This is a genomic window from Blattabacterium cuenoti STAT, assembly GCF_003573915.1.
GTDB lineage: Bacteria > Bacteroidota > Bacteroidia > Flavobacteriales > Blattabacteriaceae > Blattabacterium > Blattabacterium cuenoti_A.
Genome location: NZ_AP014608.1, coordinates 161,488 through 179,354, shown reverse-complemented (window position 1 = coordinate 179,354; position 17,867 = coordinate 161,488). Strand labels below are relative to the sequence as shown.

The following is a 17,867-nucleotide window of genomic DNA, read 5'->3' as shown; positions in this document are numbered from 1 at the left end:
CCATGGCTTGGTTTTTAAGAAAAAAGAAAAATATTATAACATCTATAAACGAGAGAAAAGATTTACCAAAAGGTATTTGGTATAGAACACCTAGTGGAAAAATTATAGATACGGAAGAATTAAAAAAAAACGCTTATGTTAGTCCAGAAGATGGATATCATGTTAGAATTCATAGTAAAGAATATTTTGAAATTCTTTTTGATCATGGTAAATTTTTAGAAATGAATATAAAAATGATGAGTAAAGATCCTATGGAATGGGAAGATTATAAAAAATATACAGATAGAATTCAAGAAACACGAAAAAAAACGAATTTATATGATGCTATTAGAACGGGAATTGGAAAAATTAAAACTATAAATGTCGTAATTTCTTGTATGGATTTTTCATTTATAGGAGGATCCATGGGTTCCGTAGTAGGAGAAAAAATATCTAGAGCTATTAAATATTGTATTGAAAAAAAATATCCATATATACTAATTTCTAAATCTGGAGGTGCAAGAATAATGGAATCTTCTTTTTCATTAATGCAAATGGCTAAAACTATAGCTAGATTAACGCAATTACGTGATGCTAAAATTCCTTACGTTTCTGTTTTAACTGATCCAACTACAGGAGGAGTGACCGCTTCTTATTCTTTACTTGGAGATATTAATATTGCCGAACCAGGTGCTCTTATTGGATTTGCTGGACCTAGAGTGATTAGAGAAACAATTGGAAAAGATCTTCCAGAAGGATTTCAAACAGCAGAATTTTTAATGGATCATGGATTTATAGATTTAATTTCTCCTAGAACAGAATTAAAAAAAAATATATATAATTTAGTTTCTATGATGATGTGAAAAAATCATTCCCATTCAATAGTAGATGGAGGTTTAGAGGTTATATCGTATGCTATTCTATTAATTCCATCAACTTCATTAGTAATTCTATTTGAAACTTTTTCTAAAAAATTGTAAGAAAGATGTGAAAAAGTAGCAGTCATAAAATCTTCCGTGTTTATAACACGTAATATAGCAGCATATTCATATGTTCGTTTATCCCCTTTTATTCCTACAGATTTTACAGGTAATAAAATAATAAAAGCTTGACTAACAGAATCATAAATTTCATAATTTATTAATTCTTGTAAAAGAATATTTTCTGCTTGTTGTAAAATAGAGATTTTATTTTCATTTATTTCTCCAATAATACGAATTCCTAATCCAGGTCCAGGAAATGGATGTTGATATAAAATTTCTTTTGGAATCCCTAATTTTTTTCCTATTTTTCTGACTTCATCTTTAAATAATTTTTTTAATGGTTCAATAAGTTTTAATTTTTTAAATGTTGTTGGTATCCCTCCTACATTATGATGAGATTTTATAGAATCACTTGAATGTTTTTTTGAAAAAACAGAGGACTCAATAATATCGGAATAAATAGTACCTTGTGCTAAAAATTCAATATTTTTAATCTTTTTTGATTCATTTTGAAAAATAGAAATAAATTCTTTTCCTATAACTTTTCTTTTTGTTTCAGGATCTACAATTCCAGTTAATTTAGACAAAAACTGATTTTTTGCATCTACTATTTTTATAGAAAAATGCATTTTTTTACATAAAGAATATATTTTTTTTTTTTCGGTTTCTAATAATAATCCAGTGTCTACAAAAATACAATTTAAAGAATCACCAATAGCTTTATGAATAATGTAAGCAGTAACAAAAGAATCTACCCCTCCAGAAAAACCTAGTAAAACTTTTTTCTTATTTTTTACGCGTTTTTTAATATTATTTATCGAATTTTTCAAAAAATTATTTAGTTTCCAATTCAAACTACATTTACAAATGTGAAAAATAAAATTTTTTAGTACGGAAATTCCATATTCTGTATTTTTTACTTCTGGATGAAATTGAACGGCATAAATATCTTTACTAAAATGACTAAAAGCCGCAATATTACAAGACGATGTATGTCCAATTATTTGAAATTCTTTTGGAAGATTTTCTATTTCATCAAAATGACTCATCCAAACAATAGATTTATCTGGAATTCCAGAAAAAAGATTATTATTAGGAGGAGAATCTATGATTAGATTGGATTTTCCATACTCTTTATATCTTGATTTTTTTATTTTTCCTCCAAAAAGAAAAGCAATCATCTGCATTCCATAGCAAATTCCAAATATGGGGATGTTTAGATGGAAGATATCTTTAGATATTAATGGGGAACCTGTTTCATAAACAGAAAAAGGCCCTCCTGATAGAATTAATCCTTTAGGTTTTTTTTTAGAAATTACATGGGATATAACAGAAATTTCTTTATAATGATATAATAAAGTATATACTCCTATGTCTCGAATTCTTCTGGCAATTAAATGACTATATTGAGATCCGAAATCTAATACGAGCACAAAATCTTTTTTCATATTTGTATATTTAATTATTTATTATAAACCAATATCTTTTCTAAAATATAAGTTTTCAAATTTAATTTTTTGTACTTTTTCGTAAGCTTTTTTTCTAGCTTCTTGAAGAGTTTTTCCGATTCCTACTATATTGAGAACCCGTCCACTTGATGTTATCCACTTTTTTTTTTCTATTTTTGCTCCAGCAATATAAAAAGGTTCTTTTAAAAGGTTTAATCCTTCTATGATTTTTCCACTTTCATATTTTTCTGGATAACCTTTAGATGATAAAACTACACAACAAGAACATAATTTTTTCCAATCAATAGATATTGATTGATGTTGAAAAGAAGATTGGATAATATTTAAAAAATTACTTTTCATTAATGGAAATAAAGTTTGAGCTTCAGGATCTCCAATACGAGTATTATATTCTAATAAATAGACTTTGTTATAAGTTATCATTAATCCAAAATATAAAAATCCATAAAAAGTTAATTTTTCCATAATTAATCCTTCTAAAGTAGGTTCTAAAATGTTTTTTTTAAAATCTATCCAAATAGAATTTTTCATATATGGATTAGGAACAATAGCACCCATTCCTCCTGTATTTAATCCTTTTTCATTTTCTCCTATTTTTTTATAGTCTTTAGCTGATAAGAAAGGAAAAAGATTTTTTCCATTGAAAATAAATATGATAGAAGCTTCTTTTCCTTGCAAAAATTCTTCTATAATAATCTGATTTCCAGCTTCTCCAAACTTTTTTTTGATCATAATATTTTTTAAAGCCTTTATAGCATCATTCTGATTATGGGCTAAAATAACACCTTTTCCTGAAGCTATCCCATTAGTTTTAATAGCTATAGATTTCGTATTTTTTTTCAAAAAATTCATAGCTGTTTCATAACAGGAAAAAATCTCATATTTAGGGGTACGAATTCCATATTTTTTCATAAAAGATTTAGAAAAAATTCTATCTCCTTCAAGTTTAGCAGCTAAATATTGTGGTCCTACTATTTTTAATCTAAATTTTTGAAAAATATCTACAATTCCTTTTAACAAAAAAAATTCTGATCCTACAATAGTTATATCTATTCTATTTTTTTTCGCAAAAAAAACTAAATCTAATTCCGTATGATAATTTTCGATATTTTTTCCTATTATACTTGTTCCTCCATTTCCAGGATAAAAATAAAGATGAATAGAATGATTATCTTCTAATAATTTTTTACCTATAGCATGTTCACGTCCTCCGCTTCCAAGAATTAAAATTTTCATTTTTTTTAATGTTTAAAGTATCTTTTTCCAGTAAAAGCCATTGCTATTTCATGATCATCGCAAGCTTTTATAGATTCTTCATCACGTATAGACCCTCCAGGTTGAAGAATTGCACGAATTCCTCCAGAACGAGCCACTTCATCTACAACATCTCGAAAAGGAAAAAAAGCATCCGATACAAGAACTAATCCTGTTTTACTTTTTTTTATAGCTCTTTCTATAGCTTGACAAGCAGCCCAAATTCTGTTAGTCTGACCTCCAGAAATTCCTAAAGTTTGTGTTCCTTTAGCTATAACTATAGCATTAGATCTTACGTATTTTACTACTTTTTGAGCAAAAAATAAAGATTGAAGTTCTTGATCATTAAATTTTTTTTTAGTAACTATTTTGTAATCTCCTTCAAAAGGAAAGAAAAAATCTGATTCTTGTACTAAAATTCCTCCATCTATTTTCACATATTCTAGTTGATCTGAAATAGGATCATTGATATTAATAATTCTAATATTTTTTTTTATTTTTAAAATATTTAAAACATCTGTTTCGTAACTAGGAGAAAGAATAACTTCTAAAAAAATGTGATTAATTTTACTTGCTAATTCCTTTGTAATTGGAACATTAACAGCCATTACTCCTCCAAAAGAGGATATGGTATCTGCATAATAAGTTTTTTGAAATGCATCAACAATATTTTTTCCTAATGCTACTCCACAAGGGGTGGCATGTTTTACGGTACAACAAGCAGGTTCAGAAAATTGAGAAACCACCTTCCATGCTATATCCATATCTCTTAAATTATTGAAGGAAAGGTTCTTACCATGTAACTGATGAAAATTTCGTATTGATCCTTTATGAATTGTATTGACATAATAAGCTGCTTTTTGATGAGGATTTTCTCCATAACGGAGATTCATTTTTTTTTCATAAGAAGAATGTAAATACATAGGAAATTTATCATTTAAAAGATATTGAGATATAGCAGAATCATAAGCAGAAGTGAAATTAAACACTTTTCCTGCTAATTTTTTCCTCAATTTTAATGAAGTAGACTTATAATGTTCAATTTCAAATTGAACAATTTCATAATCATTATGATCTATAATAGGAGTAACATGTAAAAAATTTTTAGCAGCGGCTCGAAGTATAGATGGTCCTCCAATATCTATAAATTCTATTATAGAATTAATATCGATGTGTTTTTGATTCATTTTTTCAAAAAATGGATAAAAATTTACTAATACTATATCAATAAGATGAATATTTCGAGAATGAATTGATTCCATATGTCGTTTAATGGAACGATTAGCTAAAATTCCTGCATATATATTAGGATGAATAGTTTTGACTCTCCCATCTAAAATTTCAGGAAAAGAAGTTAAATCCGATATTTCTATGATATTTGATAAACCTTTTTTTATAAAAAAATTGTAGGTACCTCCAGTAGAAACTATTTTATATCCTTTTTTATCTAAAAAATTTACGAAATTAAATAATTTTTCATTTTTTTCATAAACACTAATCAAAGCTTTTTTCATAAAAAATCATTACTTTTTTTAATAAGTATATATATATAAATAATAAAATGATTAATTTCTAGTAATAAATATATTAAATTTTTATAAGTTTAATAATAGATTGAATTAATATTTCTTTTTCTATTATAGAAACTTTTTTTGATAAAGATGTCGGAGTTTCCTTTGAATCAATTGTACATGTTTTTTTTAAAATTATACTTCCTAAATCCACATTTTTTGTAACATAATGAACTGTAGCTCCTGATATTTTTTCTTTATTTTTTATAACTTTCTGATGCACTTTTATTCCATACATTCCTCGACCACCATATTTAGGCAAAAGAGAAGGATGAATATTTATAACTTTATTAATCCATTTTTTACAAAATTTTGCATCAAGTATAGAAAGAAAACCTGAAAGAACTATAATATCCGGAATGTATTTTATAAGTATATTATCTATCTCTTTAGAAAGAGACTTTTTATTGGTATTTATCAAAGAAAATACTGTAATATTTTTCTTCAATGCATATTGAATTGCATTACACCATCTATCAGAAATTACTAAGTTGACTATTAAATTACGAAGTATACCATTTTTAATTGCATGTAAAATATTTTGCATATTAGTTCCTTTTCCAGAAACTAAAATCGCTATTTTTTTCATGAAAATATTTTTATTTCAAAAATACTTTTTTATTTCCTTTTACAATATAACCTAAAATAAAGGGTTTTTCTCCTAAAATATGAAGGCGATTCAAAATTGAATCTTCTTCTTGAAAAGATACAACGATAATCATTCCTACACCCATATTAAAAGTGTTCCACATTTTATGATCTGATAGATTTCCTTTTTTTTGAATATAATTGAAAACAGGTTGAATAGGAATTTTTCTTTTTTCTACTATAGCTGATAAATTTTCTGGAAGAATTCGATGTAGATTATCTGATATTCCTCCTCCAGTAATATGAGCTAATCCATGTATAAAAAATTCTTTTAATAAAGTATGAATAGGAAAATGATAAATTCTAGTTGGAATTAAAAGGGTTTCATAAAACGGTTTTTTTTGAAAAGATTTCATAAAATCTTCTTTAGAAAAAATATTTCTAATTACAGAAAATCCATTACTATGGATTCCTGATGAAGGAAGTCCTATTAAAATATCTTTTTCTTGAATTAATTTTTTTCCATCTACTATATGATTTTTTTCTACAATTCCAACACAAAATCCAGCTATATCATAATCATGTTTTTTGTAAATTCCAGGCATTTCTGCAGTTTCTCCTCCAATTAAACAAGTATTTGTTTTTTTACAAGAAATAGCTATTCCTTGTATAATTTTTTCTATAATAGTAAAATCTAGTTCTCCACAAGCTAAATAATCTAAAAAAAACAAAGGGCTAGCTCCATGACATAAAACATCATTCGCACACATAGCAAAACAATCTTCTCCAATTACACCATATTTTTTGCAGTCAATTGCTAAGCGTAATTTTGTTCCTACACCATCAACTCCAGATACTAAAATAGGATCCTTATATCCATATTCATATATTCTATAAAAACCAGAAAAATGGTCTAATGTACTTAATACCTTATTATTATAAGTATTTTCTATAATTTGACTAATTTTTAATATGGTCGTGTTGCTTTTTTTCATAATAATATTAATTTCTTTGAACTGGATAATTTCCGGTAAAGCAACCAAAGCAATAATGAACACTTCCAAGGATATCTATCAAATTTTTCATGCTTAAAAATTCTAGACTATCTACATTCAGTATTTTTTCTATATTTTTTTTGTCATAATTATATGATATGAGATCTCTTTTACTAGGAGTATTTACCCCTAAATAACATGGCCCTATAATAGGAGGGGAGGCACTTCTAAAATGAATTTCTTTAGCTCCTGCTTTTCTTAAAATGTAAACTAATCTACGACTAGTTGTTCCACGAACTATAGAATCATCAATAATCACAATCCGCTTTCCTTTTATTTCATCTAATATAGGATTTAATTTCAAGTTTACCATTTTTTCACGTATTTCCTGTTTAGGAAGAATAAAAGATCTTCCAATATATTTATTTTTTACTAAAATTGGTTTAAAAGGAATTCCAGAAGCTTTAGAATATCCAATGGAAGCTGGAACTCCAGAATCTGGAACCCCAATAACTACATCTGCTTCTACTGGATGTTGTTCATAAAGTTTTTCTCCGCTTTTTTCACGGATTTCATAAACGTTTATATTTTCAATTAAAGAATCAGGACGAGAAAAATAAATATATTCAAAAGAACATATTCTTTTCTTTGTATTTTTTTTTTCTCTAAGAATAGAAAATTGAATTGATTTTTTTTGATCCACAACGATCATTTCTCCTGGGAATAAATCTCTCACGTAAAATCCTCCAACAGAGTCTATTCCACAAGTTTCAGAACTAAATATATAAGTATATTCATTTAACATTCCATAACACAAAGGACGTATTCCGTTTGGATCTCTAAATGCAACCATTTTATTATCCATAAGTACAATCACAGAATAAGCTCCTTGAATATCAATAGTTGTTTTTTGAATAGCTTTTTCTAAATTTTTATCATATTCTAATAAATATTTTTGTATTAAACGTAAAATGACTTCAGAATCTGAATATTCGGATATAAATTTTATTCCTTCGGATTCCAATTTTTTACGGATATTTTTAGCATTGACCAAATTTCCATTGTGAACTATAGATATAATACTTTTTCCATAAGAATCTTCTCCAAAAAAAGGTTGAATATTTTTTTTACTTTGTCCTCCTTCTGTAGAATAACGTGTATGTCCAATTACAGCATTTCCATGATAACATTCAGAATTAGAAATTTTTCTAAAAAAATCTAAAACAAGTCCTTCATTTTTATGTGATATAATAAATCCATCTTGTAAAACAGAAAAACCACAAGCTTCTTGTCCTCTATGTTGTAAAGCGAATAATCCAGATTGAATTAAAGAAAATGTATCTATTTTAGAAGGAGAATAAATTCCAAAAATACCACATTCATCATGAAACTTATCAAAATAATTATTTTTTAGAACTTTTTGTTCCATTATTTATTAAATGGATGAACTTACATTTAATCTTTTTAAAACTTCCATATAAATATCAAATACTTTTTCTTTTAAGAATCCCATTCTAAATAAATCTTTATCTAATTTTTTCATTGTTTTTTTATCCCAAAAACGACAAGTATCTGGACTGATTTCATCGGAAAGTATAATTTCGTTTTTATAATTCTTACCAAATTCTATTTTAAAATCTACCAGTAGAATATTTTTATCTAAAAAATATTTTTTAAGAAAAAAATTAATTTTTGATGTCATTCTATAAATAATATTTAATTCTTCATAAGAAAGAATTCCCAAAAATACTGCATGATGATCATTAATTAAAGGATCTTTTAATTTATCGTTTTTATAAAATATTTCAAAAATAGGATTTGATAAATAAATCCCTTCTTTTACTCCTAACCGTTTAGTCATACTTCCCGAAACAATATTACGAACAACAAATTCTAAAGGTATTTGATTTACTTTATGACACAATTGTTCTCTGTTATTTATTTTTCGTATAAAATGAGTTTTAATTTTACAGGAATTCAAAAATTGAAAAATCAATGTAGTTATTTCATTATTTAAAACTCCTTTGTCTTGTAAAAAATTTGTTTTTAATCCATTAAAAGCAGTTATATTATCTTTATAATGAATTAGTATTTCGAATGAATTATTAGTAGTGTATATTTTTTTTGTTTTTCCTTCTAACAAAAGATTTTTTTTAATTATGCAGCTCATGATAATAAATGTTTTTTGATTTCAGTTATCAATTTTTCTTTTTTTTCCATTCTGAATTTTAGCAATAATTTTTTTACATTTTCATATTTTATAGCTAAAATGTGAATAGCAAATAAAGCTGCATTATAGGAGTTATTTATTCCTACTGTAGCAACAGGAACATCTTTTGGCATTTGTACCATAGAAAGAAGGGAATCCATTCCTCCTAAGGATCCATAATTATTGTTGCAATGTATTGGAACTCCTATAACAGGTAAAATTGTTTTAGAAGAAATAAATCCAGGTAAATGAGCGGATAAACCAGCACCTGCAATAATTACATCTGTTCCTTCAGACTCTATTTTTTTTATGATACTTGACAAAGTATCTGGTAATCTATGTGCAGAAATTATATAAGATTTATAACTTATGTTAAATTTTCGTAAAATTTCCGCTGTCATCTTCATAATTGATTTATCAGAAATACTTCCAAAAAATATAGCTACTTTCATAAAAAAAAGTCAATTTTTTATTATAAAAAATATCGTACTGCATTTTTAAAAATCGAATGTTCATAAACATTAGGAATATTTTTCAATAATCCATAATCATAACGTTCCGGATGAGTCATTCTTCCATAAATTTTTCCATTTTTACTTAATAAACCCTCAATGGATTCGATAGACCCATTGGGGTTATATAATCTATCTAAACTAGGATTTCCTTTTAAATCTACATATTGTGTAGCAATTTGGTTTTTATTCAATAAAGTATTTATTGTTTCTTTGTTTGCATAAAATCTACCTTCACTATGAGATATGGGAAGAGTATAAATTTTATTTTTCATTCCATTTAACCAGGGAGAGTGATCAGAAATTACTTTAATATGAACACATTGGGATATATGTTTTTCTATTTTATTGTGAATAAATGTAGGAGAATTATGATTTCTTAAACAAATTTTACCATAAGGTAATAATCCGGATTTTATTAATCCTTGAAATCCGTTGCAAATTCCTAAAATCAACCCATCTTGATCGAGAAAAGATTGAATAGCTTCTTTGATATATGGATTATGTAATATAGATACAATAAATTTAGCAGAACCATCTGGTTCATCTCCTGCACTAAATCCTCCACATATCATAAATATTTGTGCAGATTCTATCTTTTTTTTAAAAGATAATATGGATTCCGTAATATCTTTATCACTTATATTTTTAAAAACTAAAGTAGTTACTATAGATCCTTCTTTTTCAAAGGAACGAATTGATTCAAATTCACTATTTGTACCAGGGAATATAGGAATAAATACACGAGGTTTTCCTTTTTTTGGAAATTTACATTTCCATTTTATAGAATTAAATTTCTTTATTTTTTTAATTTTTTCATTGGAATCATTGGAATCATTGGAATCATTGGAAAAAATAGGAGGAAAAGTTTTTAACCAATTTTTTATAGATTCATTTATATCAATAGATATTCCATTAAAATTTAAATATTTATGAGAAATAATTTCTCCTATTGGAATAAAATTTTTATCTGAGATAGAAGATGAAGATTCTATAATTAAGGACCCTATATTTGTTTCAAGCAAGTGATCTTTATAATCAATGATTGCTCCTAAACAATTTCCAAAAGACATTTTAGCAATAGCAACGGAAATTCCTCCATCTTTTACTGTTTTGACCGAAACAATTTTCCCAGAACAAATTCCTTCATAAACCTGATCATAGGCTTTTTTTATGGAATCATAATCTGGCATTTCATTTTTTAATGAACGATGATAATACAAATAAATTTTATTTCCTGCTTTTTTAAATTCAGGAGATATAATGTTAGAACACAATCCTATAGATACACCAAAAACAATAAATGTTGGCGGAACATGCAAATTTTTATATGTTCCCGACATAGAATCTTTTCCCCCTATAGAAGCTAATTCAAACGACATTTGCGCATGATAAGCTCCTAATAAAGCGGAAAAAGGTTTCCCCCAATTTTTTGGATCATTTCCTAATTTTTGATAATATTCTTGAAAACTAAAATAAGTATTTTTATAATTTCCTCCCATAGAAACAATTTTAGAAATACATTCTACAATAGCATAAGCTCCTCCATGAAAAGGACTCCAAATTGAAACTTCAGGATGAAAACCCCAAGAGACTATACTAACTGTATTTGTATTTCCTCCAAAAACAGGAATTTTTTGTACACTTCCTTCAGATGGAGTCATTTGATATTTTCCTCCAAAAGGCATTAAAACTGTAGTAGAACCCACAGTGCTATCGAACATTTCTACTAAACTTTTTTGAGAGGCTATATTTAACTCGGAAAGAGTATTTAAAAATTTTTCTTTACTAAAAACAATTTTTTTTGATCTATTAAAAGGAGAAACAGAAATAGGAGAATTTACACAAACTGATTTAATTTTACAAGATCCTTTTGTATTTAAAAAAGAACTTTTTACATTAAAAATTTCTTTTTTTTTATAAGAAAAAATAATACGTTTATTTTCAGTAATTATCCCGATAGGAACAGATATAATATTTTCTTCACGAGAAAAAGAAATAAATTTTTTCACATCTTTAGGATCTAATATCACAGCCATTCTTTCTTGAGATTCTGAAAGAACAATATCTATAGGATCTATATTTTTTTTATTTTTTATTGGAATATTATCTAAATAAAGCACTAAACTATCACTTAATTCTCCTATAGCAACAGCAGCTCCTCCTGCTCCAAAATCATTACATTTCTTGATCAAAGAAATAACTTTCTTTTTTCTAAAAAGTCTTTGGATTTTTCTTTCCGTTATTGGATCTCCTTTTTGTTGAGGATAATTTTTGAAATCAGAATCCTGTTCTTTAGAAGAATCTGTAGCGCCTCCAATTCCTTCTTTTTTCGTAAAACCACCAATTAATAAAATTATATCTCCTTTTTTTGGTTTATTTTTTTTTACGAAACTAACAGGAACAGCTCCAACAACCATACCTATTTCCATTCTTTTTGCTCTATATCCTTCATGATAAATTTCGTGTACATGAGTTGTAGATAATCCTATTTGATTTCCATAAGAACTATAACCACGAGCTGATTCAAAACAAATTTTGTGTTGAGGTATTTTTCCGTTGATAGTTTTTAAATTAGTAGGATCAGCAGCTCCACTCAATCTGATCCCTTGATAAACAAATGCTCTTTCCGATAAAGGATCACGAATTGCACCTCCTATACAAGTAGAAGCTCCTACAAAAGGATTGATTTCGGTAGGATGATTATGAGTTTCATTTTTAAATAATAAATACCATTTTTCTGTTTTTTTATTTTCTTTAAAATCTACATCGATCATTATCATACATGCATTATGTTCGTTATTTGATGATGGAACATAATTTTTTAATTTTCCTTTTTTATGAAGAATCTTAGCAGAAAGATTGGATAAATCCATAAAATTAATGGGATATTTTGATCTTCCTATTAATTTTCTATCTTTTATATATTTTATAAAAACATTTTGATATATTTTTTTTAATGATCCATAAAAAGATATATTTTTCAATGTAGTAAAAAATGTTCTATGACGACAATGGTCAGACCAATAAACATCAAATATACGTAATTCTGATTGTGTTGGATTTCGTTTTTCTTTATAAAAATATTTTTGTATAAATAGTAAATCATCAACATCCATAGAAAAATTTTCCTTATTATGAAATTTTTTTATTTTTTCAACAGAAAAATTGATGAAATTATCTATGGTTTTTATAGTATTATTTTCTTTATTTTCTATATCATTAGTCAAACATGACTTATTGATATAATATTTTTTAATTTTATCAAAATCTTGTTTATTTTTCATCCCAATGAATTCAATTAATCGTCCGGTTTTTATAGAAACCTGGATTGGTTGGGATGTGATCATTTTTATGCATTGCATAGCTGCATGAGCTCGGTTATCATCTTTTTCTGGAAAATCTTCTATTATATATGAAGAATAGTTTAAATATATTTTTTTATTATATAAAATATCTGTTATAGGATCTACAAGAACTTTTGATAAACTTTCTAAAAAAAGTTTTTTATTGATATTATATATATCATATATATAATAAATAATGATGTTATGCAATGAAATATTCATATTTTTTAGTTCATTGTATAATTTTCTAGAATCAATATCAAAAGGACTTTTTTTTTGTATATAAATTCTAAAATTCATTTTTATTCATGTATTTAGATTTTTATATCTCTATTAGTGAGATTAGAATCAATTAGACGATGAAAACGATTTAATATGGGATTAATTCTTGTATCAAGGAATTCTAAAGTTTGATTTGAAGAAAAGCCTATTAATTTTTTAGGATTTAAAATTTGATTTATTTTTTTTTCATGAATAGGTATTTTTTTATCATGCAAAATACGTTGAATAAAATCATTTTCTTCCCCTTTTAGTTTAATTTTATTATTTGCTTTCATAGAATGAATTCGTATTCTTTCATGAATATCTTGTCTATCTGCTCCTTTTTTTACACATTCTATAATAATATGTTCAGTAACTAAAAAAGGAAGTTCTTCTTTAATGTGTTTATCAATCATTTTTGGATATACAATAAGATCTTCTAATATATTATTCCAAATCATTAAAATGGCATCAACCGCTAAAAACGATTGTCCTATAACCAATCTTCTGTTTGCAGAATCATCTAAAGTACGTTCTAACCATTGAGTTGCAGCAACCAAAGCTGAACTATTAGATAAAGAAATAACATATTTAGCTAAAGATGCCATACGTTCACTCCGTATTGGATTTCGTTTATAAGCCATAGCGCTAGATCCAATTTGCTCTTTTTCAAAAGGTTCTTCCATTTCTTTTAAATTTTGTAATAATCGTAAATCATTACTAAACTTATGAGAAGATTGGGATATATTGGATAATAAATTTAATATTTGAGCATCTACTTTTCTATCGTAAGTTTGTCCTGTTATAGGAAATACATTTTGAAAATTGAATTTATTAGATAATTTTTGTTCTAAATCTTTTAATTTTTGTAAATTTCCATCAAATAATTCTTTGAAAGTATCTGCTGAACCTACAGTTCCTTTTATTCCTCTAAATTGAATATTTTTATACCTAAATTCTAATTCTTCTAAATCTAAAAGAAGGCTTTGTAACCATAAAGCAGAACGTTTTCCTACAGTGGTAAGTTGTGCTGGTTGATAATGAGTAAAAGCTAATGTAGGAATATGATGATATTCTAATGTAAAATTTCTAAGGCGAAAAATTAAATTGATTAGTTTTTTTAATAAAATATCCAATCCGTCACGGATTAAAATAATATCCGTATTATCTCCCAAAAACGCACTTGTAACACCCAAATGAATAATAGGCCTGGCTATAGTTGCTTTTTCTCCAAAAGCATATAAATGAGCCATTACGTCATGACGAAATTTTTTTTCATAAAAAGAAACTTTATTCCAATCAATATCATATAAATGATTCTTTAAATCATGAATTTGTTCTTCACTAATGTTTAATCCCAATTCTTTTTGTATTTCTGCTAAATACAACCATAGTTTTCTCCAAATTAAAAACTTTTTTTTTGGAGAAAAATTATATAGCATTTCTTTGCTACTGTATCGTTCTACTAAAGGGTTTTTATATTCTTCCACACAAAAAAATATTTTCTAAGTGACAATTTTAAAAAACAAAGACTTATTTTTAATTATGTTCTGATTTCTTTCAGAACCTACAGAAATCAATAAAATTTCTAGATTTAGATATTTTTCAATAAAATTAATATATTTTTTACAATTTTCTGGTAATTTTTCATATTCGTGAATATGAGATATATCTTGTTTCCATCCTGGCATATCTATATAAAATCCTTTTATATTTTGTTTTAAATTTGCTGGAAAGTATTGAATAATTTTTTTATTATATTTGTATTTTATACATATTTTAATAATTTCTAAATCACTTAAAACATCTAATTTTGTAATGATTAAATAATTAATTCCATTAATCATACAAGAATATTTAAGAGCAATTAGATCTAACCATCCACATCTTCTGGGACGTTTTGTCGTTGATCCATATTCATTTCCTTTTTCACGTATTAATTCGCCAATTTTGTTTTCTATTTCTGAAGGAAAAGGGCCAAAACCTACACGAGTACAATATGCTTTCGTTATTCCTATAAAATTTTTTAAAAAATTAGGAGGAATTCCAGATCCTATACATACGCCTCCTGTAGAAGTAGAAGAAGTAGTTACATATGGATATGTTCCATAATTGATATCTAATAACATGGCTTGAGCTCCTTCAAAAAGAATTTTTTTTTTGTTGTGAAAAGCATTATGAATTTCATAAATAGCGTCTATAAAACGATTATATAGAATTCTAGCATATTCTATATATTCTTCATAAATTTTATGAAAGGAAATAGGTTTTTTTTGAAAAATTTTTGTAAAAATTTGATTTTTTAGATTAATATTATACTTTAATTTTTTATAGAAAACTTTTGAATTTAATAAATCTAAAGCTCGAATTCCTATTCGGGATATTTTATCTTCATAAGTCGGTCCAATTCCTTGATGTGTCGTTCCAATTAATTGTTTTCCTAAAGCTTCTTCTTGATATTGATCTAATAAACGATGATAAGGCATTGTAATATGCGCTCTCTTTGCCAAAAAAACTTGAGAGGTATCAATCCCCATTGATTCCAAATTTTGTATTTCTTGTATTAAAGATTTAGGATCAATTACTGCTCCAGGACCAACAATACATTTTACTCCTGAATAAACAACCCCAGAAGGAACCAAATGAAGAATAAAGCAACGATTTTTAATATGAATAGAATGACCTGAATTATTTCCTCCTTGATAACGGATTACATAATCCGAATTCTTAGAAAATAAATCTGTAATTTTTCCTTTACCCTCGTCACCCCATTGGAGACCAACAATAACATTTGAAGGCATAATTATTTACATTTTTTATCTTGATTCTTTTAACAAAGTTAATTTTTATAAACATATAATAAAAACCATTTTAAGTTATTTTTTTTTTTATATGCTGATAAGCTAAGTTTGTAACTTTTCTTCCTCTAGGGGTTCTAATTAAATATCCTTCTTGAATAAGAAAAGGTTCGTAAACTTCTTCTATAGTATTTGAATTTTCACTAACAGCTGTTGCTATAGTATTAATCCCTACAGGTCCTCCTTTGAAATGATCTATGATATATGAAAGAATTTTATTATCCATTTCATCTAATCCATGTTGATCAACTTTAAGAGATTGTAATCCTAAATCACATATATGAATGTCAATCGTCCCATTTCCTTTAATTTGCGCAAAATCACGGATTCTACGTAATAAGGCATTAGCTGTACGTGGAGTTCCACGGCTTCTATTTGCAATTTCATAAGATGCTTCTTCCGTTATTGGAATATTTAGTAATTTTGCACTACGATTTACAATATTATCTAATAACTGTTTTTCATAATAATTAAGACGAAAATTTATTCCAAATCTAGAACGCATAGGGGCTGTAAGTAACCCGGACCTTGTTGTAGATCCTATTAAAGTAAAGGGATATAAATCTATCTGTACTGATCTAGCATTAGATCCGGAATCTATGATAATATCTATTTTGTAATTTTCCATAGCTGAATACAAATATTCTTCAACTATTGGAGAAAGACGATGAATTTCGTCAATAAAAATTACATCATTTCTTTTTAAATGAATTAGCAGTCCGGCTAGATCTCCAGGTTTATCTAGAACAGACCCTGAAGTTACCGTAAGATTTACGCATAATTCTTTAGCTACGATATGAGCTAATGTTGTTTTTCCCAATCCTGGAGGTCCATGAAATAAAATATGATCTAATACTTCTTTTCTTTTTTTAGCAGCCTGAATAAAAACTTTCAAATTTTCTAGTATATGATGTTGTCCAACAAAATCTTGAATTGTTTGTGGGGTTAAAGATCCGCCTAAAAAAGATGACACTATATATAAATTTTTAATATTTTAATTCAAAATAAATTATGTGAGATCCGAAAAAAAATAAATAGTACAAAAAAAATTTAAGGATTTTAGAATATTTAATATGGCATAATTGGTTAAATCAAATTGAATAGGAACAATAGAGATATATCCATTTTTTAATGCCCATTCATCAGTATCTATTTTTTTATTATCTAAATTCAAAAACTCTCCTACTAACCAATAATAAGTTCTTCCTTTAGGATTATAACGTTTATCGAAACTTTCTTTCCATTTAGAATTCGCTTGTCTACATATTTTAATTCCTTTAATTTCTTCTTTTTTTAATTTAGGTATATTTACATTCAAGGTGATTATGTGTTCCGGAATAGGATTATATAGAATTTTTTTTACAATTTGATATATATATTTTTTATATGGTTCAAAATTTGCGTTCCAATTAAAATCTAAAAGAGAAAATCCTACGGATGGTATTCCTTCTATACTTGCTTCAATAATAGCAGAGATTGTACCAGAATATATAATATTAATAGAAGAGTTTGATCCATGATTAATTCCTGATACACAAATATCAGGTTTTTTTGGAAGAATTTCACTAATTGCTAATTTAACACAATCTACAGGAGTTCCAGAGCATTCCCATTCTTTTTGATTTCCATTATCTATTTTTACAGAATCACAGAATAAAATTGTATCCATTGTTATTGCATGTCCTATTCCAGATTGTGGTTTATTTGGGGCAACTACATATACATCTCCTAAAAGATTCATAGAATGTATGAGAGCTCTAATACCTGGAGCTAATATTCCATCGTCATTTGTGACTAAAATAATTGGTTTCTTTTTCATTTTTTTATCATATAAAAACTAT

14 protein-coding genes are annotated in these 17,867 nt (G+C 26.4%); 1 reads left to right on the top strand and 13 read right to left on the bottom strand.

Annotation, left to right across the window (positions count from 1 at the left end; translation table 11 throughout):
- Window positions 1-2 precede the first annotated feature (2 nt).
- Complete coding sequence (gene accD / locus STAT_RS00830) at window positions 3-842, top strand: acetyl-CoA carboxylase, carboxyltransferase subunit beta (RefSeq protein ID WP_119305392.1); 840 nt, start codon at window positions 3-5, stop codon at window positions 840-842.
- Between the two features lie 5 nt (window positions 843-847).
- Here the strand turns inward: accD and guaA are convergent, their stop codons facing one another.
- From guaA to surE, 13 genes are all read right to left on the bottom strand, one after another.
- Window positions 848-2,410 carry a glutamine-hydrolyzing GMP synthase gene (gene guaA, locus STAT_RS00825; RefSeq protein WP_119305391.1) on the bottom strand — a complete coding sequence of 521 codons (1,563 nt, stop codon included), beginning with the start codon at window positions 2,408-2,410 and terminating at the stop codon, window positions 848-850.
- A 21-nt stretch (window positions 2,411-2,431) separates the two neighbouring features.
- On the bottom strand, window positions 2,432-3,667 hold the full coding sequence (purD, locus tag STAT_RS00820; RefSeq protein ID WP_119305390.1) for a phosphoribosylamine--glycine ligase: 1,236 nt from the start codon (window positions 3,665-3,667) through the stop codon (window positions 2,432-2,434).
- A 5-nt stretch (window positions 3,668-3,672) separates the two neighbouring features.
- Window positions 3,673-5,199 carry a bifunctional phosphoribosylaminoimidazolecarboxamide formyltransferase/IMP cyclohydrolase gene (gene purH, locus STAT_RS00815; protein WP_119305389.1) on the bottom strand — a complete coding sequence of 509 codons (1,527 nt, stop codon included), beginning with the start codon at window positions 5,197-5,199 and terminating at the stop codon, window positions 3,673-3,675.
- A gap of 73 nt (window positions 5,200-5,272) precedes the next feature.
- Entirely contained in the window at window positions 5,273-5,845 is a 573-nt protein-coding gene (locus tag STAT_RS00810) for a formyltransferase family protein (protein ID WP_119305388.1), read from the bottom strand.
- Window positions 5,846-5,855: 10 nt separating this feature from the next.
- Entirely contained in the window at window positions 5,856-6,839 is a 984-nt protein-coding gene (gene purM, locus STAT_RS00805; protein ID WP_119305817.1) for a phosphoribosylformylglycinamidine cyclo-ligase, read from the bottom strand.
- A gap of 7 nt (window positions 6,840-6,846) precedes the next feature.
- Window positions 6,847-8,268 (bottom strand): amidophosphoribosyltransferase, encoded by a 1,422-nt coding sequence (purF, locus tag STAT_RS00800; RefSeq protein WP_119305387.1) that lies wholly within the window; start codon window positions 8,266-8,268, stop codon window positions 6,847-6,849.
- Between the two features lie 6 nt (window positions 8,269-8,274).
- Window positions 8,275-9,009, bottom strand: a complete 735-nt coding sequence (gene purC, locus STAT_RS00795; RefSeq protein WP_119305386.1) for a phosphoribosylaminoimidazolesuccinocarboxamide synthase — start codon at window positions 9,007-9,009, stop codon at window positions 8,275-8,277.
- Window positions 9,006-9,500, bottom strand: coding sequence for a 5-(carboxyamino)imidazole ribonucleotide mutase (purE, locus tag STAT_RS00790; RefSeq protein ID WP_119305385.1), 495 nt, complete (start codon window positions 9,498-9,500; stop codon window positions 9,006-9,008). Before purE ends, purC begins: the two co-directional genes overlap by 4 nt.
- Window positions 9,501-9,520: 20 nt before the next feature.
- Entirely contained in the window at window positions 9,521-13,207 is a 3,687-nt protein-coding gene (locus tag STAT_RS00785; RefSeq protein ID WP_119305384.1) for a phosphoribosylformylglycinamidine synthase, read from the bottom strand.
- A 14-nt stretch (window positions 13,208-13,221) separates the two neighbouring features.
- The gene (gene purB, locus STAT_RS00780) at window positions 13,222-14,658 is read right to left on the bottom strand and encodes an adenylosuccinate lyase (RefSeq protein ID WP_119305383.1); all 1,437 of its coding nucleotides are present in this window, start codon (window positions 14,656-14,658) and stop codon (window positions 13,222-13,224) included.
- A 15-nt stretch (window positions 14,659-14,673) separates the two neighbouring features.
- Window positions 14,674-15,969, bottom strand: a complete 1,296-nt coding sequence (locus tag STAT_RS00775; RefSeq protein WP_119305382.1) for an adenylosuccinate synthase — start codon at window positions 15,967-15,969, stop codon at window positions 14,674-14,676.
- 70 nt (window positions 15,970-16,039) lie between these two features.
- Window positions 16,040-16,999: a Holliday junction branch migration DNA helicase RuvB gene (gene ruvB / locus STAT_RS00770; RefSeq protein ID WP_119305381.1), complete on the bottom strand. Its 960-nt coding sequence runs from the start codon at window positions 16,997-16,999 to the stop codon at window positions 16,040-16,042.
- Between the two features lie 36 nt (window positions 17,000-17,035).
- On the bottom strand, window positions 17,036-17,845 hold the full coding sequence (gene surE / locus STAT_RS00765) for a 5'/3'-nucleotidase SurE (RefSeq protein WP_119305380.1): 810 nt from the start codon (window positions 17,843-17,845) through the stop codon (window positions 17,036-17,038).
- Between the last annotated feature and the right edge of the window lie 22 nt (window positions 17,846-17,867).